The 19086-nt window shown below is 58.8% G+C and carries 18 protein-coding genes; 11 read left to right on the forward strand and 7 right to left on the reverse strand.

The window, feature by feature from the left end; all coding sequences use genetic code 11:
* Both FNZ07_RS08100 and FNZ07_RS08105 read right to left on the reverse strand, forming a co-directional pair.
* Nucleotides 1–1041 (reverse strand): amidohydrolase family protein, encoded by a 1041-nt coding sequence (locus FNZ07_RS08100; RefSeq protein ID WP_245811584.1) that lies wholly within the window; start codon nt 1039–1041, stop codon nt 1–3.
* Nucleotides 1042–1276: 235 nt separating this feature from the next.
* Nucleotides 1277–2074, reverse strand: a complete 798-nt coding sequence (locus tag FNZ07_RS08105) for an IclR family transcriptional regulator (RefSeq protein ID WP_091015336.1) — start codon at nt 2072–2074, stop codon at nt 1277–1279.
* Between the two features lie 208 nt (nt 2075–2282).
* Here FNZ07_RS08105 and gtdA point away from each other — a divergent pair, with 208 nt between their 5' ends.
* The 6 genes from gtdA to FNZ07_RS08135 all read left to right on the forward strand — a co-directional run bounded on the left by gtdA (nt 2283) and on the right by FNZ07_RS08135 (nt 8299).
* The gene (gene gtdA / locus FNZ07_RS08110; protein WP_245811616.1) at nt 2283–3293 is read left to right on the forward strand and encodes a gentisate 1,2-dioxygenase; all 1011 of its coding nucleotides are present in this window, start codon (nt 2283–2285) and stop codon (nt 3291–3293) included.
* Nucleotides 3286–3987 (forward strand): fumarylacetoacetate hydrolase family protein, encoded by a 702-nt coding sequence (locus FNZ07_RS08115; protein ID WP_091015339.1) that lies wholly within the window; start codon nt 3286–3288, stop codon nt 3985–3987. Before gtdA ends, FNZ07_RS08115 begins: the two co-directional genes overlap by 8 nt.
* Nucleotides 3988–4018: 31 nt before the next feature.
* The gene (locus FNZ07_RS08120; RefSeq protein WP_091015340.1) at nt 4019–4696 is read left to right on the forward strand and encodes a 4-carboxy-4-hydroxy-2-oxoadipate aldolase/oxaloacetate decarboxylase; all 678 of its coding nucleotides are present in this window, start codon (nt 4019–4021) and stop codon (nt 4694–4696) included.
* Between the two features lie 36 nt (nt 4697–4732).
* Nucleotides 4733–6520: an FAD-dependent oxidoreductase gene (locus FNZ07_RS08125; protein ID WP_091015343.1), complete on the forward strand. Its 1788-nt coding sequence runs from the start codon at nt 4733–4735 to the stop codon at nt 6518–6520.
* 54 nt (nt 6521–6574) lie between these two features.
* The gene (locus tag FNZ07_RS08130) at nt 6575–7444 is read left to right on the forward strand and encodes an alpha/beta hydrolase (protein ID WP_091015345.1); all 870 of its coding nucleotides are present in this window, start codon (nt 6575–6577) and stop codon (nt 7442–7444) included.
* A gap of 240 nt (nt 7445–7684) precedes the next feature.
* Entirely contained in the window at nt 7685–8299 is a 615-nt protein-coding gene (locus tag FNZ07_RS08135) for a hypothetical protein (protein ID WP_143098115.1), read from the forward strand.
* 60 nt (nt 8300–8359) lie between these two features.
* Here the strand turns inward: FNZ07_RS08135 and FNZ07_RS08140 are convergent, their stop codons facing one another.
* Entirely contained in the window at nt 8360–9931 is a 1572-nt protein-coding gene (locus FNZ07_RS08140) for an alpha/beta hydrolase (protein WP_091015350.1), read from the reverse strand.
* Nucleotides 9932–10007: 76 nt separating this feature from the next.
* Nucleotides 10008–11090: a porin gene (locus FNZ07_RS08145; RefSeq protein WP_091015353.1), complete on the reverse strand. Its 1083-nt coding sequence runs from the start codon at nt 11088–11090 to the stop codon at nt 10008–10010.
* Nucleotides 11091–11387: 297 nt separating this feature from the next.
* On the opposite strand from FNZ07_RS08145, the gene FNZ07_RS08150 reads away from it, so the two are divergent.
* Together FNZ07_RS08150 and FNZ07_RS08155 are read left to right on the forward strand one after the other, a co-directional pair.
* On the forward strand, nt 11388–12332 hold the full coding sequence (locus FNZ07_RS08150; protein WP_091015355.1) for an SDR family NAD(P)-dependent oxidoreductase: 945 nt from the start codon (nt 11388–11390) through the stop codon (nt 12330–12332).
* A 165-nt stretch (nt 12333–12497) separates the two neighbouring features.
* A complete protein-coding gene (locus tag FNZ07_RS08155) occupies nt 12498–13433 on the forward strand; it encodes an AraC family transcriptional regulator (RefSeq protein WP_170275693.1) in 936 nt (311 codons plus the stop codon).
* Here the strand turns inward: FNZ07_RS08155 and FNZ07_RS08160 are convergent.
* Nucleotides 13418–14770 carry an MFS transporter gene (locus FNZ07_RS08160; RefSeq protein ID WP_091015360.1) on the reverse strand — a complete coding sequence of 451 codons (1353 nt, stop codon included), beginning with the start codon at nt 14768–14770 and terminating at the stop codon, nt 13418–13420. The two genes, FNZ07_RS08155 and FNZ07_RS08160, sit on opposite strands and share 16 nt — an antisense overlap.
* A gap of 270 nt (nt 14771–15040) precedes the next feature.
* Here FNZ07_RS08160 and FNZ07_RS34470 point away from each other — a divergent pair, with 270 nt between their 5' ends.
* Nucleotides 15041–15409: a LysR substrate-binding domain-containing protein gene (locus FNZ07_RS34470; protein WP_091015363.1), complete on the forward strand. Its 369-nt coding sequence runs from the start codon at nt 15041–15043 to the stop codon at nt 15407–15409.
* A gap of 6 nt (nt 15410–15415) precedes the next feature.
* Here the strand turns inward: FNZ07_RS34470 and FNZ07_RS08170 are convergent, their stop codons facing one another.
* Nucleotides 15416–16105 (reverse strand): TetR/AcrR family transcriptional regulator, encoded by a 690-nt coding sequence (locus FNZ07_RS08170; RefSeq protein WP_211367805.1) that lies wholly within the window; start codon nt 16103–16105, stop codon nt 15416–15418.
* Between the two features lie 44 nt (nt 16106–16149).
* Here FNZ07_RS08170 and FNZ07_RS08175 point away from each other — a divergent pair, with 44 nt between their 5' ends.
* Both FNZ07_RS08175 and FNZ07_RS08180 read left to right on the forward strand, forming a co-directional pair.
* Nucleotides 16150–16902, forward strand: a complete 753-nt coding sequence (locus tag FNZ07_RS08175) for an SDR family NAD(P)-dependent oxidoreductase (RefSeq protein ID WP_091015369.1) — start codon at nt 16150–16152, stop codon at nt 16900–16902.
* 24 nt (nt 16903–16926) lie between these two features.
* The gene (locus FNZ07_RS08180) at nt 16927–18159 is read left to right on the forward strand and encodes a YbfB/YjiJ family MFS transporter (RefSeq protein ID WP_170275694.1); all 1233 of its coding nucleotides are present in this window, start codon (nt 16927–16929) and stop codon (nt 18157–18159) included.
* A gap of 68 nt (nt 18160–18227) precedes the next feature.
* Here FNZ07_RS08180 and FNZ07_RS08185 read toward each other — a convergent pair whose 3' ends face one another.
* Nucleotides 18228–19001 carry an alpha/beta hydrolase gene (locus tag FNZ07_RS08185; RefSeq protein WP_091015374.1) on the reverse strand — a complete coding sequence of 258 codons (774 nt, stop codon included), beginning with the start codon at nt 18999–19001 and terminating at the stop codon, nt 18228–18230.
* Between the last annotated feature and the right edge of the window lie 85 nt (nt 19002–19086).

The raw sequence follows: 19086 nt of genomic DNA on the forward strand, positions 1-19086 counted from the left end.
CTAGCTTGTGATGAACGCTTTGATCTTGAGAAGCTTCTCGGCATTTTCCACGTAGATCTTGCGCTTGACGTCGTCCGGCAGATTCAAGCCTTCAATCGAGTGAATGCCTTCGCGAATGAACATGGGGCCCCCTTCGGGATCGAAGGGGCAATCGCTGGCGAACACGACATTGTCGGGTCCGAAGAAGTCTAAACCGCAGCGCAGCGCAGAGGCCGAGCCGCCTAGAACCGTGTCGCCGTAAAACATCCGGAAATATTCCATGAACGGACGCTTCAAGCCTTTCAAGACCTGGCTATAGTCCTCGCCCGCGGTTCGTGAGCCGAGCTGAGCCCATAGCGTTTCCGCTCTTCCGGCGAAGAACGGCAGCATACCGCCACAGTGATGCGTGATGACCTTCAATTCCGGCAGGCGATCGAACAAACCAGAGAAAACCATTCGCGCCATCGCGGCGGTAGTCTCGAATGGCCAACCCATCACCTGCCAGATCTCGTAACGGGACTTCGACTCCGAGGGGTAGTCGGTAAAACTCTCTGGCCGGATGGGATGCATCCAGACAGGCACGCCATGTACTTTGCTCGCGTGCTCGAACACAGGGTAGAACTCCGGGTCATCGAGGGGGCGCCCATTCACACTGGTCTTGATCTCGATGCCACGCGCACCGAGACGGCCAATTGCCCGATCCATTTCGCGTAAGGCCTCCGGAACGTTATTCATAGGCACCGCCGCGACGAATGCGGGGAACTTGCGAGGATAACGGCGAACGATGTCGGCCATGCCATCGTTCGCAATCCGCGCGAATCCAGGCGATTGCGATGGGCCACCGAGCACCTCCGGCGGAGGGCTTGCCAGCGTCAGCACCTGCTGAACTTCGGGCCACTGATCCAGCATTCCGGCTCGCGCGTCGATGTCCCAGAGCATGCGCAGATTGGTCAACCGCTTGACGAGTCCGCCGTCCTTGTAACACTGCTTTATCGCCGCCAGGTATCCAGCGGGTATCACGTGATTGAAGATGTCGATCTTGGGGATCACGGTAGAGGTCACAGTAGACGTCCTGGTGTGGTTGGCTGAGCGATGGCTGACAAAGCACAGGGGCAGGAGATGCCGGCCACCGGTTGTTGCCTCAAGGATGAGGCAACAACGATGTGCGCATAGTAGAACAAGTTCTAGTATGCGCACAATATTTAGTTGGATGGAGATGTTGCTTGTCGCGGTGCGCACGACGCGATGTATTGCTCTTCCTTGCAACGCTACGAGATCGCTTGCCGCCTGCAGCGGCTTACTCGTCCGTGCTGGCCGGAAGTGAGTCGGAGTCGGAGAAGAGGCGCTGCATATCGGCAGCGCATCGTCGCAAAGCACGCTCGGCGCGTTGTCGCAACGCCTCGTCGAAGCGGGCGGCCGGTATGGCGAAGTTCACGGCGCCGACCGGCCACTGGTCCGGCCCGACCACGGCAACGCCTACGCCCACAATGCCGGGTGTCCATTCCTCAAGCGAATAGGCGATCCCGGTTTGTCTGATCTCGGCTAGCTGTTTTTCAAGGTCTGCGCGTCTGACGATGGTCGATTCTGTCCATGCCTGAAATCGCACCCGACGAAAGTATTCCTTCTGAAACTCGTCCGGCATCAACGCGAGCATCGCTTTGCCACCCGACGTAACGTAGAGCGGCGCGACGTCTCCCACTTTCATGTGCGTGACAAGCCGATGGGGGCCCAGGACCGTCGCAACGACCTCAAGTTGATCGCCCTGAAACTGGTTGAAAGCACTGCTTTCCGCAACTTCGCGGGTCGCATGCTGAAGGAAAATCTCGGCCTCTTTCGCGAGATCAATTGCTATTCGTCCGGCTCTCACGAGCTGCAGCAACTGCGGTCCAAGCTGATATGAGCGCCCGTCCGCGCCGGCTATCACGTAGCCCCTCGACACCATGTTGCGTAGTAGCGGGCTGAGGCTGCTTTTCGGAATGCCGAGCCGGTCAGCGATATCGCTATGAGATATACCCCGGCTCGACCGCGACAGAAGCTCGAAGAGGTCGAGGACTCGATCGGCGGACTTTACCTGCGCGTTTTTCTCAGTTGCCATTTACGTTCGTCCAAGGGAATCGCCTGCATCTTATCTCCCTCGGTACATCCCGTCGATGCCAGGCGACGATCGCTTGACTCACTCAGTCGATGTGTATATAAATGAGAATATGTTCTCATACAGGAACCAAATCGATATGATGGTCACGACCAGCGAAACCACCGATGGCCTCGTTCCGACAGTGAGTCGAGAGGCTGAAGTGGGGCGGATGGCTTTCTATGAGAAAGCCCGGACGCAAAATCTGGCGCCGCTCTGGCGCGTGCTTCACGGCCTCGTTACTGACGAGCCCAGGTCGGGGGCGATTCCAGCTCATTGGGACTATGCCGCCGTACGACCCTATCTTGCGGAGGCTTGTGACCTCATCTCAACCGACGAGGCGGAGCGCCGCGTGCTGGTTCTTGAGAATCCAGGCTTACCCGGTCAGTCCCGCATCACACCGAGCCTCTTCGCAGGACTCCAGATCATCCTGCCCGGCGAGGTGGCGCCGGCCCACCGGCATGTCGCCTCGGCGTTGCGTTTCATCGTTGAAGGAAGCGGAGCCTATACGGCCGTAGCGGGCGAGAAAACAGTCATGGAGGTGGGCGACTTCGTTATCACGCCATCCTGGACATGGCACGATCACGGCAATCATTCGGATAAGCCGATGGTATGGCTCGACGGCCTGGACATGCATGTCGTCAACATCCTGAGCGCAAGCTTCCGGGAGAACTACGCGGGCAGGGAGCACCCGGTGACGCGCGAACCGGGGGCATCGTTCGCCGAGGCCGGTTGCAACTTGCTGCCAGTCGATTACAAGGTGGCCTCACAGACGTCGCCGCTTTTCAGCTATCCCTATCGCGTTAGCAGGGAAGCACTCGATCGGCTGAGCCGTGCGCGGGACCTCGACAGTTGTCATGCGTTCAAGATGGTCTATATCAATCCCGTCACCGGCGGCCCGGCAATGCCGACGCTCACGACTGCAATCCAGCTGGTACCCAAAGGATTCTCGACCGAACCCTACAGGAGCACCGCGGGTACCGTGTTCTCAGTCGTTGAAGGCAAGGGCGACGCAACTGTTGGCAATGTGCGTTTCCGGTTTGGGCCTAAAGACCACTTCGTCGTCCCAAGCTGGGTCCCTTTCACATTGCTGGCCGATGAGGACGCAGTGCTGTTCAGTTACTCGGACCGTGTCATTCAGGAAAAGCTCGACATCTTTAGGGAAGTGCGTGGAAATGGTTAAGACAGAAGACTATGTGTTCGCTCCTCCTCATGTGAGTAGCGTGGCGATCAAGGGCAGTGACAAGCGTTTTCCGGTTCACAGAATATATTGCGTCGGCCGAAACTATGCGGAGCACGTGCGCGAAATGGGCGGTGATGAACGGCAGAAACCGTTCTTCTTTCAGAAGCCTGCCGATTCGATCGTAGAAGACGGCGCCGCGATCCGCTACCCGTCGGGTACGGTCGATTTCCAGCACGAGATCGAACTGGTTCTCGCAATCGGGCGTGGGGGTACCGACATCGAGGTCGAGGAAGCGGCTGGGCACATATTCGGGTTGACGGTCGGCATTGACCTGACCCGGCGCGACTTGCAGGTTGAGGCACGACAAGCGGGGCGGCCATGGGAGATCGGCAAATCCTTCGACCATTCCGCGCCGATCGCCGCCATCGTTCCGTTGAACGGTGAACCACTGCCGGGCAGTGGCGTCATATCGCTTCACGTCAACGGGCAGCTTCGCCAGCGGGGCGATCTTGCCGAGATGATCTGGAATCCGGCTGAGATCGTGAGCCAGCTCTCAAGGCAATACGCGCTTCAAGCCGGCGATCTAATCTTTACTGGAACACCGGCAGGTGTAGGTCCAATGGCTGCCGGCGATGAGGTTATCGGCGAACTGGACGGCATCGGCTCCATCCGTGTTGCCATCGTTGCGGCATAAGTCGTTTTGCGCTCGTAAGGATGAAAGCTACATGACGATTCACCGGGTAATCCGACATATTGAGCGTGCCGGGCCAGACGTGATCGACGGCCTGGCCACGGCGGGCGTCGCGACCGTTCACGAGGCCCAGGGACGTACCGGCTTGTTATCAAGCCGCATCAGACCGATCTATCCGGGCGCGCGCATTGCCGGATCCGCCATCACCATTTCGGCGCCACCGGGGGACAACTGGATGATTCATGTGGCGATCGAAGTTCTCCAGCCCACCGACGTACTCGTGCTCGCGCCAACCAGTCCCAGCGATGACGGCTACTTTGGCGATCTGCTGGCAACATCGGCACTCGCGCGTGGGTGCCGGGGGCTAGTGATCGATGCGGGCGTGCGCGACGTTCGTGATCTTGCGGCTATGGGATTTCCAGTCTGGTCTAAAACGATCTCGGCGCAGGGTACGGTGAAAGCCACCTTGGGCTCGGTCAACATTCCAGTCGTCTGCGCCGGCGTATCCATCGATGCGGGAGATGTCATCGTTGCGGACGACGATGGCATATGTGTTGTGAAGCGCGCGATGGCGACTTCGGTTCTCGCGGCCGCTCGCGCGAGAGAGAAGAACGAAGAGGCGAAGCGCGCGCGGCTTGCCGCGGGCGAGCTTGGACTCGATATTTACCAGATGCGTCAGGTACTTGCCGACAAAGGTCTTCAATACGAGTGACCGGCAATCGAATTCCGGAATGAGTTCAAAGGAACAATGATGATCACCGAAGTCGTTTCCGTATGCGAGCAGTACGATGTTTTCGATGAGTGGTGCGCGTCCTTCAATGCAGCGATTGCGGAGAAAGACTACAACAGCGTTGCGTCGCTCTTTGTCGAAGAGGGATATTGGCGCGACATGCTGACCTTCGATGAGCGGATCCAGACAGCGCAGGGTCACGCAGCGATACGGGACATGCTCGCAGGGCAGGGCGGCGATGAAATTGCGCTAAAGATTGCGGCTGAAGGGGACGTGCAGGTGGAGACGATTCCGGGTGTGGGCGGAGTCTCCGGCAGGTTCATTCGATATGAAACCGATACGATCACTGGACGCGGATATCTCCGCTTGATGTCGGGTCAGCGGCGCGCCCTTACGTTGTTGACAAGCGTGCAGGAGATCAAGGGCTTTCCAGAACAATCACTTGTGAACCGGGATTGCGATACGCATCGCTCAGGCCCAGGGGCTACGGCCAACTGGCTCGACAGACGGAGATACGAGCAGGCTTATGCAGACCGCAATCCGCAGGTTCTGGTGATCGGTGCCGGTCATTCGGGATTGACGGTTGCTGCCCGGCTTCGTCACCTGAATGTAGACACCCTGGTCATCGACCGTTCTGAACGGGTCGGCGACAACTGGCGCTCACGCTACCATTCGCTCACGCTTCACAATGAGATCTCCTGCAATCATCTCCCCTATCTTCCGTTTCCCGCTAGCTGGCCGCTCTTCCTTCCCAAAGACAAGCTTGCCGGGTGGCTCGAGTTTTATGCCGAGGCGATGGAGTTGAATGTCTGGAACCGCACGACGTTTCTCGACGGTAGCTATGACGAATCATCCGGTCATTGGGATGTTCGTCTGAAGATGCCTGATGGGAGCATCCGAAGCATGCGTCCGTCGCATGTCGTCATGGCGATCGGCGTGAGTGGCATCCCCAATATTCCGGAGTTCGCGGGGCAAAATCGCTTTCAGGGCGATCTCATTCACTCGAGCCGCTTCAATAGCGCGGTCGACGTGTCGGGGGAATCCGTCGTCGTGGTGGGCGCGGGTACCAGCGCTCACGATATCGCTCAGGACGTGTATCTGCGCGGCGGAAAGCCGACACTGGTGCAGCGTTCGTCCGTCACTGTGGTCAGTGTCGAGCAGGCCGCGCTAGCTTATGCCGCGTTTCGCCGGGACGAAGGCATCCGCCCCATTGAAGACACCGACCTCATGGTCGCCGCCATTCCATTCGATCTTTTACGCAGAGCGCACGGCCCCTTAAGCAAGGTGATGGCGAAGGGCGACGAGGAACTGCTTCGAAGACTGGCGGAGGTTGGCTTTTTGCTCGACAACGGCGAAGACGACACCGGTTTTTTCATGAAACTGGTGCGTTACCTCGGTGGATACTATCTGGATGTAGGGGCTTCCGAACTCATTATCGAAGGCAAGATCAAGCTGAAAGCGGGAGTCGGCGTGAAGCAGCTTGGCCCGCGGGAGGTGGAGCTTTCCGACGGCACCGTCCTCGAAGCTGATCTGATTGTGCTCGGTACCGGTTATCGTCCGCTCCAGGATGCGGTTGCTGCCATGTTCGGCCCAGAGGTTGCGCAGCGGGTTGGTCCGATCTGGGGGTTAGGGCCAGACAATGAAATGCAGGGCATGTGGACACGCACCGGGCAGCCGGGCTTCTTCGTGTCGGGTGGCACATTTACGATGTCGCGCTTCTACTCGAAATTGACTGCATTGCTCATCAAGTCCGACATCGAGAAAATCGGCAAGCGGCATCGTGCTAAAGAACTCAGTGACGTATAGGTTTGTGAATCATGGGTGACGTTATGCGCCTGAACTTTACTGCCGGAGTAGTGAGTGATCGATGCAATGACTTCCATAAAGCGAGAAATTGCCAGACTCGGTGCGGTTTTCGATCAGGACATCAACGCGCGTACAAGAGCACTCTATGCTCCCTGCGTCGCAGCCAGCACACATGACTTGCCGCTTTCGCCCGATGTCGCGTACGGGGATCATCCGCGTCAGAAGATGGACGTTTACGGTTGCCTTGGTGCGAGACACGCGCCCGTTTTGCTGTTCGTTCCCGGAGGCGGCTTTGTCTCCGGTGACAAGAAAATAGATGAAATATTTTATGGCAACATCGGTCGGTGGTTCGCACAACGCGGAGTGTTGACCTTCGTGATGAATTATCGGCTTGCACCTGGATTTCAGTGGCCTGCGGGTGGGCACGATGTTCGTGATGCAATCAACTGGATACACGCGCATGCGCAGGGCCTGGGTGGAGATCCCGAGAACCTCACGCTGTTCGGGCAATCGGCGGGAGCAGCGCATGTTGCCAGCTATCTGTTTCATCCCGAGGTTCGCAAAGAAACGCTTCTGGCTACGCGCGCGGTTCTCGCCAGCGGAGTTTATGACCTGAGCGTACGGCCGATGCCCCCGGGCTTCGCGCTCTACTACGGCGAAGACGAGTCCTGTTATGACAGCCGAGGGGTGTTGCGGCACGTCGGAAACGCCGACGTACCGTTGCTCCTGAGCTATTCGGAATTCGATCCTCCATTTCTTGCGATTCCAACGCTTCGTCTTGCAGAGGCAATTGCGAATCAACGAGGCAAGATGCCAAAGATCGTCTATCTAGAGGGCCATAATCACGTTTCCAATGTCCTGAGTTTTGGAAGCGATGACGACAGCTATGGAAACGAGATTCTCGCATTCATCAATGAACGATAGTGTTATAGGTGATCTTGATTTGGCTGGGGCGTCCAGATGGTCGATTCTGAGAATGACATGGCGCAACATGACAATGACGTTAGACATTGCGTCGTGATAGTTTCACGGAGAAAAGCGAACGGGCTTCCTCATAAGTGAGGTTGCAAGAAGTGTTTTTCTCCGACCTGGATAACCCTACAGATTTTCGACACGGGCGTAGGAGCGCCTTAAGAGAATCGATCACTTTGCTTCGTACACCCCATGGATAGCAATATTGGCAAGTCAATGCCCTATCGGGATCTTCCTCGAGTCACGCCCAATGAGTTCGACGAACTGGTGCGAATCGCACGAGCATATGGAAAATCCTGGAACGTCATGTCAGATGACGATGTCGCGATGGCGCGTGCTGTAATGATCGAGGGTGTGACGTACAAGCAGGCGTCATTCGCACAAGGTGCGACATCGGAAGGTGGAGCGCGACGAGCAGTCAAGACCTTGATGCACTTTGCAATACAGGACCCGACCGTTCAGCCGCCGGTGTGCCTGGGAGAAGGTGGGGCGGGGAAGACCGAACGGAGGAACGTTGGTGCTTGCAGATACTCCGACCTGCCGAAGCTGACATTCGAGGAATTCGAAGCGTTGGCTACCATCGGCCGGAGAAAGGCAAACGCAAGAAGAAGGATTTCAGATCGCAGCATTGCCATAGCGCGTGTCGTGTTGCTCGAAGCAGCGACCTACACGGAGGCCGGACTCGCTTACGACAGGCCGCCGTCTTCTGCCTATCACGCGGTATATGGCCTGCTGAAAAATCTGCATCGAATTCTCCGTGTCCCGGCGACGGGCGTTTGCGTGGAGACAACTGGACTGAGGGATTGATGCGAGTAGGGATGTTCACGGGGTATCAGTTGCCATCCCAACTCGTCATCCATACGCCCGTCAGCTCCTGTGACCCGAAAAAAAGGTAGCGGCAGCGGACATGCACCCATCGAACACCAGCGGAGAGTGGTAAGCCCCGATCACCGCAATGGCGCCGCCACTCGCAGCGGTCGCCGCCTCTGCGGTCAGGAAAACCTGCCGGGCTGTGTTGAAACCGTCCGACGCAGGTGCGGAATCGACGTCAAGCTCCGTCACGAGCGAACCGAGCCCGGCCCATTGCTGTTTCATCACGTCGGCATTAGTGGCGAAGTACACGACAGGATCCTGATGACCGCCGCACAACAGCACCGGCGAGGTCGGTGTCCAGCCACGCAGGTCGTTCTTCTTCAACGCGATGCGAAGCGGATTCTGCGGGGACGCTGCCGGCGCACCCGTCGTGAGCTTCGGTGCCACCCCGTCCGGATTGGCGAAAGCGTCGAGCAGATAGTCGAGCCGTGTGTCATTGCGGATCAGATTGTTCGCGCCAAAGCCGAGTGCGAATATCGCATCGGTCGCGCCGGTACCCGTAGGCGGTGACATGGCGTCAAGCGTGGGTTGGAGCGCGGCTGGCCCGGCGGGTGGCGTGCTGCTGAACAGCGCACTTGGCAGCTTGCCGCTCAAAGTAACCGTCGTGAAGTTGTACGGACCAGGTAACAGCGTTTCGATACCGCTCGCATAAGCGCTTTCGTAGACGTCCGAGGGTGACGAATAGATGTTGCCGTATGCCTTCTGGTAGCTGGTCAGGATCATCGGAAAGAACGCATTGGCACCGATGTCCACTTCGCCTTCAAACACCTGGTCCGCCATCGCTGCTAACGCGTAAGGCCCCGACAGAAACGCCGAGGCGGTGACGGGTGTACCGGCCGCCTGCATCGCGCGCGCGGTCGCCATCGCAACATAACCGCCCTGCGAGTAACCGGTTAGAAACAGCTTGCCGCTAGCCGTAGTGGGCGAGGCAAGCAACGGCAACGCGGCCTTTGCGGCACTCAACGCATCGATCATGTCCTTCGATTGCTGATTCGCGTTCAGGTACGGGTGATATGCGAGCGCCGAGCTGTCGTAGCCGGCGTAGTTAGGCGCCACGACGACGTAGCCCTGCGCGGCATACAGCGCGGCGAGAGGAAGCGCTTCGGGGTAAGCCTGATTGGTGGGATCGGTGATGGCGGCGAGGTTATAGCTTTTCGTGATGTTGGTGCCGTGTGCATATTCCACGACCGGGCGAGGACCTGTGCAGTTCGGCCCACTGCCGGTCGGCACCATCAGCACGCCCGATGCCGTCGTGGCTTCGCCGGCGCCGCCCACGGTAGCGTACTGCACGTAGTGCACGTCGACACCACAGGCCAGCGTACCGCCGGCCATTTGCAGCAGGCTCAAACCGGACAGACTCGATTGCAGCACAGCGGTGAAAGCGGCCGCGCTCAGGGAAGCGGTACGCGGCGGCGGGCTATTCAGCAGCGAGCCTTCCGCAGCGGCCGACGAAGCGACAGGCGATGAAGTGGGCGACGTAGAGCTACCGACACTGCCTCCGCATGCCGATACGATCAGGGCAACCACGAGCGCAGCACTTGTCGCTTGAAAGATTTTTACGGACATACGTTGTCTCCTGTTTTTATTGACCGGCGGATATCATCGATAGATACGCGTGTGCCCACATCGAAAGTTGGAGCGGTTAGAACAGATGGCGAATGCCAACGTCCGCACCGAGGGTCGATCCTCGCACGCCCATGAGCGCGCCGTTCGTGGACAACCCGGTGTTCATCGCTCCGTGGTTGTTGACGAAACCGAACTGGCCATAACAGGCGGTCGATTTGGAAAGACTGTAGGTCAGGCCGGTCGCCGCCATGATCGAATGATTGCTGGTGTCGTTGCCGTCGCTGGTGGCCCACACGCCTGCGTCGACATTCACGGTGGGCGTGACTTCATAACTGAACCCGCCGCCATATACGCGATTGTCGAAAGACCCAGCGATCTTGTAATTGACGAACAGGAGTCTCACCGTAAGGCTGTCGAAGCGATAGCTGGCGCCGATGGTGCGACCGGAGAACGCGACCGTGCTCGGCGTGGGTGTCGACGCGGCCGTACCGCCAGGGTTCCCGCTGTACATCGCCGCATCGATCACGAGTTGACCGAGCTTGTAGCTCAGCCTCGCCGAGTACTGCCGGCCAGCCTGAAAGTCACCCGCGGTTCCTCCCAGGGCGAGCATTGCACTGCCTTGCAGACCCGCAATGGTTGGGCTTGAGTACGAAATGGCATTCGAATTGAAGATGCCGGTCACGAACACCCCACCGATATAGATGGGGACGCCGCTGCCGAAAAAGGACACGTTGCGCGGATCGCTGGCAATCAGCGACAACGCAAATGGCGAATATTGCAGGCCCGCTTTGACCGTACCCATGTCGCTCGTCAGGCCGACCCATGCCTGGCGTCCGAAGAAATTGCCGTTCGAATCGGCAACGCCGCCGTTAGCGAGGTTGATACCGCTCTCAAGGTTGAAGATTGCATGGAATCCACCTCCAAGATCTTCCGTTCCCTTCAGGCCAAAGACCGACGGACTCAAACCTCCAGTGATCACCGACAGCTGGTGACCGGCATTCTGTCCGGTAGCTGGGTTAAGCGTTTTGCTGGTATATAAAATTCCGCTATCGACAATGCCGTAGAGCGTCACGCTGCCCTGCGCATGAGCGGCCGTTCCGACGCCGGCAAGCGACGTGCAAAGCACAACCGCGCCAGCAATGCGGCGATGTGAGTTCATCGTTGAAGTCTCCATTTCTATTTGATTTTTTGACCAAAGAAATTCCTGTGCCGGAATTGTCTCGGGGCGAGTATCAGTCAGATCGGATACCTCGTCATTGGCACGATTCGCCAAACTTTTTTCAAAATGCGCCAATCAATACAAACCTCGGGAAACCCCTCGCTGACCCCGGAAATAAACACATGGAGAATTTGCCGTGCGCGAAATCAAGCCTTTCGTGCAGGGTAATTTTTCACATCGTCTTTACCACTCACCCGCACTGATCAGCACTGACCCGGACAGAGAGAAATCCAGACAATGAGCATCGACTTCAAGGAACGCGTTGCAATCGTGACCGGCGCCGGCGGCGGACTCGGCAGGCAGCATGCATTGGCGCTGGCTGCGCGTGGTGCAAAGGTGGTCGTCAACGATCCGGCCGTTTCGCGCGACGGGTCCGGCCTCACTACAACCGCGGCTCAGCAGGTCGTCGACGAGATTCGGCACGCGGGCGGCGAGGCCATCGCCAATAAAGCGTCCGTTACCGATTTCGACGCGATGCAAAAGATGGTCGCCGACACGATGAGTCGATGGGGCCGCGTCGATGTGCTCATCAACAATGCGGGCATCCTGCGCGACAGGACGTTCGCGAAGATGGAGCTGGACGACTTTCGCCTCGTGATGGACGTGCATCTGATGGGCTCGGTCAATTGCACGAAAGCGGTGTGGGACATCATGCAGCAGCAACGCTATGGCCGTATCGTGATGACGACGTCATCGTCGGGTCTGTACGGCAATTTCGGGCAGTCCAACTACGCCGCCGCGAAAATGGCGCTGGTCGGCCTGATGCAGACGCTCTCGATCGAAGGAAAGAAGTACAACATCCATGTCAATGCGCTCGCACCGACGGCGGCGACCCGGATGACCGAAGGATTGATCCAGGACAATCTCGCCGACATGCTGTCGCCCGAAGCCGTGGTCCCCGCGATGCTGGTACTCGCTCACGAAAGCGCGCCGACGCGCACCATTCTCTGTGCGGGAGCGGGGACGTTCGAGGCCGCGCATATCACGCTCACGGAGGGCTTGCACGTCGGGGTAGGTATCGACGTACCGGAGCGGCTCGCCGGTCTGCTCGATCGTGTCACCGATCGCAATGGTTCGATCGTTCCCGAAGCGGGCAACGTGCAAGGGAACAACGAGACCGAGCAGGCCGTGGCCGCGTCGAACCGGCGGGCCTCGATCGGCCCGTCGCCGACGGTGTTATAGATCGTCCGGAACGCTGGAGGCCAGACGTGGCGTGTTGTTAGGGGAATGGTGTATACAGGCGATATGCGCCCATCCAGCGAGTCACTCTGCCTGACATTGTCGTCCCGTTTTCTGCAAGCGTTCTTCAGCGAAACGGGCACGGATCTCCCGACGCAGCAACGGTTGATGGAACAGGTAGGCATCGCTGCCGATACCTTGACGTCCAGCACCGGACGCGTCACCGAGGACCAGTTCGCGACGCTATACCGGCTGATGGCGAGCGCAAGAAACGACGAGCTGCTCGGCCTCCTGTCCCGACCCATGCCGGGCGGCACGATGAAGTTTGGGGGGTACAGCATCATCGCGGCGCCGACCACGGGCATCGCACTGCATCGCTATTCCCGTCTGCTCAAAATGCTCAGCGACGACTTCGAAGTCCTGATCTCGCGAAACGACGGGCTCGCATCGATCGCGTTACGCGAACCGGACGGGCCGCGACGATGCCGGCCGATGGGTCTGGAGCTCACGCTAAAGGTATTTCACGGTGTCGGTTCCTGGTTGATCGGTCGAAACATTCCGTTGATGGCGGTCAACTTCTCGTTCCCCGCACCGACCTATCTGGACGATCTCTACAGCTTGTTTCCAGGGCCGCTGAACTTCGATTGCCCGATGACGACGATGACGTTCGATGCGTCGCTACTGGACCTGCAATTCCATCGCACCGAACGCGACCTCAGAACGTTCCTTTCCCGTCAGCCACGCGACTGGCTATGCTCGCCCTCCGTCAGGCAACCGGTGGCGCATCAGGTGCGGACCTGCCTGCTCGAAGGCGGCGTGGGTTCGATGAAAGTCCCCGACATCGCCAAAACGCTGAACATGTCCCTGCGAACGCTTTGCCGTCGACTGGAACAGGAGGGCATGTCCGTCAAGGAGGTCAAGGACGCACTGCGGCGCGACCTTGCAATCCATCGGCTCACACAAACGGAGGACCCGATTTCGGAAATTGCCGAAGGACTCGGCTTCGGCGATATCCCGTCGTTCTATCGCGCGTTCCGTAGCTGGACAGGCGTGGCGCCGGGTGCGTACCGGCGCGACACGGGGATACGTCAGGTCGATTCGTAAGCCGCAGTGGTACGCGCTATGTGTGCGGGCCGAAGCGCGATCAGCAGCAGTCCGCCCGACAACAACAGCATCGCGATGATCAAACCAAGGCTCGTATAAGGTGCGCCGGTCCTGCCGTTCACCCAGACGAGCGCAGGCGGAATCACGCTTGGGCCGAGATTCCCGAGACTGCTGATCAACGCGATACCCGCAGCGGCCGTTTTCTTTGGCACATATTCGCTTACGGCCGTAAAGAACACGGGCGTGAGCGTGACCATGCCAGTCGTCATCACGCAGAGCCCAAGCAGCGACACAGCGAAAGAACCGTGCGCGACGATCGTGATGCCCAGGCCCGCGGCGGAAAGGGCGGCTGCGCCTGTGAAGTGCCAGCGCCGTTCGCGGGTGCGATCGGAATGCCGACCGAACAGCGTCATGCCGACAATGCCGCATAGATACGGAATTGCCGAATAGATGCCCACCCAGAACAGATTGTCGATACCCCAACCCTTGATGAGCGTGGGCGTCCAGAAGATCATCGAGTACACACAGCCGATGAACAGCAGATAGACGAGCGACAGTACGTAGACCTTGGGGTCGCACAGCAACGCCTTGATCGACGTATGCGCGGCAGTGCTGACACCGGTTGTTTCGGAATCGAGCTGCTTGCGCAATATGTTCTTCTCACTGTCGGTCAACCAGGCCACTTGTTCCGGCCGGTCGCTGAGTGCAAAGAACGTCACGATGCCAAGCAGAACCGCCGGCAGGCCGCTGATCAGAAACAACCACTGCCAGCCGTGCAGACCTGCGATACCGTCGAGGCCTCGCAAGATCGCACCGCTCAGCGGTGTCATCGCGAGAAGCGAAAGGACCGGCGCGGCAAGAAAGATCGAAATGATCGAGCCGCGGCGCTGGGCGGGAAACCAGTACGTCAGGTACAGGATCACGCCCGGAAAGAAACCCGCTTCGAACGCACCGAGCAGGAAGCGCAACGCATAGAACACGGGTTCGCTTCGCACGAACATCAGGCAGGTACTGACGGCGCCCCAGCCGAGCATGATGCGAAGCATCGTCTTGCGCGCACCGATTTTTTCCAGCATCAGATTGCTGGGCACTTCGAAAAGCAGATAGCCGACGAAGAAGATGCTTGCGCCGATGCTGTACGACAGGTCGCCAAACGGCAGCGTCTGTTTCATCTGCAGCTGCGCCATGCCGACGTTGACGCGATCGACGTACGCGTACACGTAGCAGAGGAAAAGCAGCGGAACGATACGCCAGGCAATCTTTGCAAATAGCGTGTCGGTTGCCGACGGAGTATCAGTGGTGGATTTTCCGCTGCTCACGGACTCCAGGTGGTTCATTGTCTCTCTCCATCACGTGGATTTATGTAGTTATTTGAATCTGGTCGTCCGTGCAGAAGTGTCTCCAGCCGAGGAGGCTGGGAGAATGCAATCTGCATGTTCCTGTGATCTTTGAATGGTCATATTTAACCACCCAAAATTGGAGTAAGTGTCTTTCAAACCGGAGACCCGGTCATTGGCAAGGTCGGCCAAATTTTTCTTGAAATCGGCCAATCGTCGGCGGCGGCCGGCAAACATCGATGCGTCCGCTTTCGGTTACCCAGTGGAAAGATGTATCGATGGGAGTTCGAACGACATGGGCAGCCGCTGAAGATCGAGGTATCGGGGCCGATCACGTTAGACAACGTCGGTCTGATGGTCGACGCAGCAGTGAAAGGGATAGGGCTCGCGTATGTCTGGGCGGAGACGGCGCAAGACAAGATCGATAGCGGCCATCTTGTGTGCGTCTTGAAGGAATGGACACCGCCTATTTCCGGTCAGCACCTCTACTATCCGGGCAACCGTCTCGTACCGGCCGCGTTAAGGGCTTTTATCGATGTCTTGCGAGAAGTGGAAGGTCATCGCGCTTCGAGCAAACCCGCGCGACGAAATAACGCTCCACCCGCGAAAAAGCGCGCGAGGTCGCGGAGCGTCACTTAAGCGCGGTTACTGTTTAACTTTGCGCCTTGTTGAACCCGCAACAGACTTGCGGCGAGGCCGAGCGGGCCAACTCATCAACGCGCGTTCGGCGGAGTCAGTGAGTTCCGCCTTCGACATACCCTCCGCTGCCTGCAGAGCCAGACCATTGAACACCATGAGCAGATAACGGGCGAGCGCCGCGGGATCTTCGGACTCGGCGAGATACCCCTCCCGTTGCGCACGCGCGAGCCGTTCGGTCAGCAACTCCTTCGTCCTGCCGCGCAGGGTGACGATGGCGCGCGGCACATCTTCGTTGTCTACTCCGATCGCCGTTCCGGCCTGAATCAGCAAACACCCGCGAGGCTCGTCTGGATCGACGAGCCATTCGATTGCACCGAATAAAAATCGCTCGGCCACTTCGCGAGCAGTGGCGTCACCGAGCAAATGCTGCCGGTGTCCAGCACGTCGTTCGCGGTACCGGGTGAGTACCGCATCGAAGAGGCCGCGTTTGCTGCCGAACGCAGCATAAATGCTGGGTGAGCTCAGCTCCATGGCCTTCGTCAGCTCGGCCATGGAGGCGCCGTCGTAGCCACGGCGCCAGAACACCTCCATCGCCCGATCGAGCACCTCTTCTTCTTCAAAATCGCGAGGTCGTGCCATACCAATCCATTCCAATGATCTGTGCCGATCATTACATAATTCGCTTGCTTCGTCCATTCACTCATGGTTATATGTCGATCATCACAGAATTGGAGTGTTCGATGGGCGCATCTCTGCAAGGCAAAATTGCTGTCATTACCGGAGGTGGCGAAGGTATCGGGCTGGCCTCCGCGAAGCGGATGGTTGAAGAGGGGGCTTCCGTGTTTATCGTAGGTCGGCGTCAGTCGATACTCGATGCAGCGGTCGCCGAAATTGGCGGCGATGTGGTGGCGCTGCGGGCCGACGTGTCCCGACAGGCCGAGCTGGATCGCGTCTACGAAGCAGTTCGTGTCGCGAAAGGCAAAGTAGATATCGTGGTGGCGAACGCCGGCGTTCAGACGCGAGAAGCACTCGGTTCGATTACCGAAGAGGGCATCGATTCCCAGCTCGCGATCAATTTCAAGGGCGTCATTTATACGGTTCAGCAGGCTCTACCGTTGCTGAGCGATGGAGCATCGATCATCCTGGTGTCGTCCGCGACGGCACAGAAGGGTTTGCCCGCGCGCACGGTCTATTCCGCGACCAAGGCCGCGATTCGCAGCTTTGCGCGGACATGGGCCACGGAGCTCAAGGCGCGTCGCATCCGTGTCAACACCATCAGTCCAGGACCGATCATGACGCCTTTGGTGAAGGCCACCTTTGTCGACGAAGCGGCTAAGGACGCTTACATGAAGAACATCGTCGGCGCGGTTCCGTTGGGGCGCGCGGGCGAAGCAGATGAGATGGGCGCGATCGTGGCTTTTCTTGCTTCCGATGCGGCCAGCTATATCAACGGAGCCGACATTCAGGCTGACGGTGGCTTTGCGCAGGTTTAAAGTATGGCCACCAGGAGCGTCAGATTGAGTGAGAAAACGCATTCGTCATCGGTGAGCCGTGCGGGGCAAGCGGATTTTTCCACCGCTGATGCCGCGCTGACGCCTCTCTGGGTCGTAGTTGGTCTCGCGATGGGGCCGGCGGTGGCGCTCGGACTATCGCGCTTTGCTTACGCGCTATTGCTTCCTCTGATGCGCGCGGAGCTCGGCTGGAGCTTTGCCGACGCAGGGGCGATGAATACGGCCAACGCTGCGGGCTATCTGGCTGGAGCACTGATTACCGCACCGCTCGGCCGCTGGATCGGCAACAAGCGCGTGTTTGCGATTGGACTGCTCTTAACAGCGTTATGCGTTGGTGCAACTGGCATGACTTCGCATTTCACGTTGCTGCTCGTGCTGAGAACCTTGACGGGCGTAACGGGTGCGCTGGCATTCGTTGCGGGTGCGGGTCTGACCTCTGCGGCTGCCGCGGGGGGGAGCAAGTCTCGCGCGCCGACTGTTCTCGGTGTGTACTTTGCTGGTGCCGGATTAGGCGTGATGGCCTCGGCGCTCACCATTCCGCCGCTGCTATCGGCAACCGGCTGGCGAGGGGGCTGGCTCGCGTTGGGTGGCCTGTCGCTACTCGCGACGATCTACGGATGGCTTGTGCTGAGCCGCACGCCCGAGCCAGCGCATCACGCCACCAGGGCGCGCGGTGGCTGGTCCGTGAAGTTCATGGTGTGCAAGCTGCTGTCGTACTGTCTTTACGGCGCAGGGTATATCACCTATGCCACTTTCATCGTTGCGTACCTGCGTAGCAACGTCGGTTTCAACAGCTATGGCATCACGACTTTCTGGTCGGTCCTCGGCCTTGCCGCAATCGTTGCTGCGTTCGCCTGGGGCCCCGTTCTTGGTCATCTGAAAGGCGGCTGGGGGACGGCCGCGACGGTCGCCATGGTTGCCGTCGGTGCCGTGCTTCCGCTCATCTGGCCCACTGCCGCAGGTGCCTACCTGTCGGCGGTTCTGTTCGGCGGTTCGTTTCTTGCGGTCGTTGCCGCTGTGACCAGTTTTGCGCGCAGGGCCGCACAACCTCACGCATGGACTGCCGCCATCGCAGCACTGACCGTCGCGTTCGGCGTGGGTCAGTGCATCGGTCCGATACTGAGCGGCGCGCTTTCCGATGGACCTTCGGGCATTCGTGCGGGCCTGTGGCTTTCGGTCGGTATTCTGACGCTGTCTGTCATCGCAGCGGCGTTCCAGCCGGAACCCGAGGCGTCTTGATGGCGTGAGCTGCGGTGAAAGCGCATCAGTAGCAACAAGACCGATAGCCTGCCCGGAATCGCGATTGCTTATTCCCCAGAGTGCTGCGCTGCCTGTTCGATCAGTGCAGCGACTTCCCGCGGATGAGATTCAAACACTGCATGGCTTGCACCGTCGATCGCGACCGTATTCGCATGAGCGCGTGCTGCATACATGCGTTGGAGGTTCGGGCTCATCATCTTGTCGGCCGTCGCGACCATGTACCAGCTCGGCTTCGTCTTCCATGCCGGATCGGAAACCTGCGCCGAGAATTCGGATACCGCAAGCGGGATCTGTGCATGCGCCTCGAACTCGGCTTGGGCGTGGGGCAGGTCAGGTGTGAACTGTGATGGGTAGTCGGTCGGTTTCAGGTAAACGAAGTTATCCGGAGTTCCGACGATAGATACAGGTGTGCCCGGGTACTTCTTGTTGTTGTCCGCCATGGTTTCACCCGCATCGGGTGCATGTGCGGCGATGTAGACCAGCGACTTCACATGCCCGTCGTTCCCGGCCTCACTAATAACGGTGCCGGCATAGCTATGGCCGACGAGTACGCAAGGACCGTCAAGACTATTGAGTACACGTTTCGTGGCGGTCACGTCGTCGTTGAATGACGTCAGCGGTTGTTGTACCAGTGTCACGTGGTAACCGTCCTTCGTCAGGATGTTGTAGACAGGACGCCAACCCGCGGCATCGGCAAATGCACCGTGGACCACGACGATATTCTTCACAGGCGCGGCAAGCGCAGGCACGGCGGTGATGGTATGCAGACACAGCGCGGAGATGGCTTGCGCCACGACAGAGCGTAAGGTGGGAAAACGCATGATCAATCCTTGAGTGGTTAAGCTGCGAAGGCAAATCAGAATTGCTGAATGGATGGACAGCAGGATCGCGATACCGACGGCCTGA

The sequence above is a fragment of the Paraburkholderia megapolitana genome (assembly GCF_007556815.1).
Taxonomy (GTDB): domain Bacteria; phylum Pseudomonadota; class Gammaproteobacteria; order Burkholderiales; family Burkholderiaceae; genus Paraburkholderia; species Paraburkholderia megapolitana.

Excerpts from the sequence above, each read along its gene's own strand:
- FNZ07_RS08160 (WP_091015360.1), bottom strand. The coding sequence starts at position 14,770 with ATGAACCACCTGGAGTCCGTGAGCAGCGGAAAATCCACCACTGATACT.
- FNZ07_RS08140 (WP_091015350.1), bottom strand. The coding sequence starts at position 9,931 with ATGTCCGTAAAAATCTTTCAAGCGACAAGTGCTGCGCTCGTGGTTGCC.
- gtdA (WP_245811616.1), top strand. The coding sequence starts at position 2,283 with ATGGCTTTCTATGAGAAAGCCCGGACGCAAAATCTGGCGCCGCTCTGG.
- FNZ07_RS08185 (WP_091015374.1), bottom strand. The coding sequence starts at position 19,001 with ATGCGTTTTCCCACCTTACGCTCTGTCGTGGCGCAAGCCATCTCCGCG.
- FNZ07_RS08175 (WP_091015369.1), top strand. The coding sequence starts at position 16,150 with ATGGGCGCATCTCTGCAAGGCAAAATTGCTGTCATTACCGGAGGTGGC.
- FNZ07_RS08145 (WP_091015353.1), bottom strand. The coding sequence starts at position 11,090 with ATGAACTCACATCGCCGCATTGCTGGCGCGGTTGTGCTTTGCACGTCG.
- FNZ07_RS08120 (WP_091015340.1), top strand. The coding sequence starts at position 4,019 with ATGACGATTCACCGGGTAATCCGACATATTGAGCGTGCCGGGCCAGAC.
- FNZ07_RS08125 (WP_091015343.1), top strand. The coding sequence starts at position 4,733 with ATGATGATCACCGAAGTCGTTTCCGTATGCGAGCAGTACGATGTTTTC.
- FNZ07_RS08155 (WP_170275693.1), top strand. The coding sequence starts at position 12,498 with ATGGAACAGGTAGGCATCGCTGCCGATACCTTGACGTCCAGCACCGGA.
- FNZ07_RS34470 (WP_091015363.1), top strand. The coding sequence starts at position 15,041 with ATGTATCGATGGGAGTTCGAACGACATGGGCAGCCGCTGAAGATCGAG.
- FNZ07_RS08150 (WP_091015355.1), top strand. The coding sequence starts at position 11,388 with ATGAGCATCGACTTCAAGGAACGCGTTGCAATCGTGACCGGCGCCGGC.
- FNZ07_RS08135 (WP_143098115.1), top strand. The coding sequence starts at position 7,685 with ATGGATAGCAATATTGGCAAGTCAATGCCCTATCGGGATCTTCCTCGA.
- FNZ07_RS08115 (WP_091015339.1), top strand. The coding sequence starts at position 3,286 with ATGGTTAAGACAGAAGACTATGTGTTCGCTCCTCCTCATGTGAGTAGC.
- FNZ07_RS08170 (WP_211367805.1), bottom strand. The coding sequence starts at position 16,105 with ATGGACGAAGCAAGCGAATTATGTAATGATCGGCACAGATCATTGGAA.
- FNZ07_RS08105 (WP_091015336.1), bottom strand. The coding sequence starts at position 2,074 with ATGGCAACTGAGAAAAACGCGCAGGTAAAGTCCGCCGATCGAGTCCTC.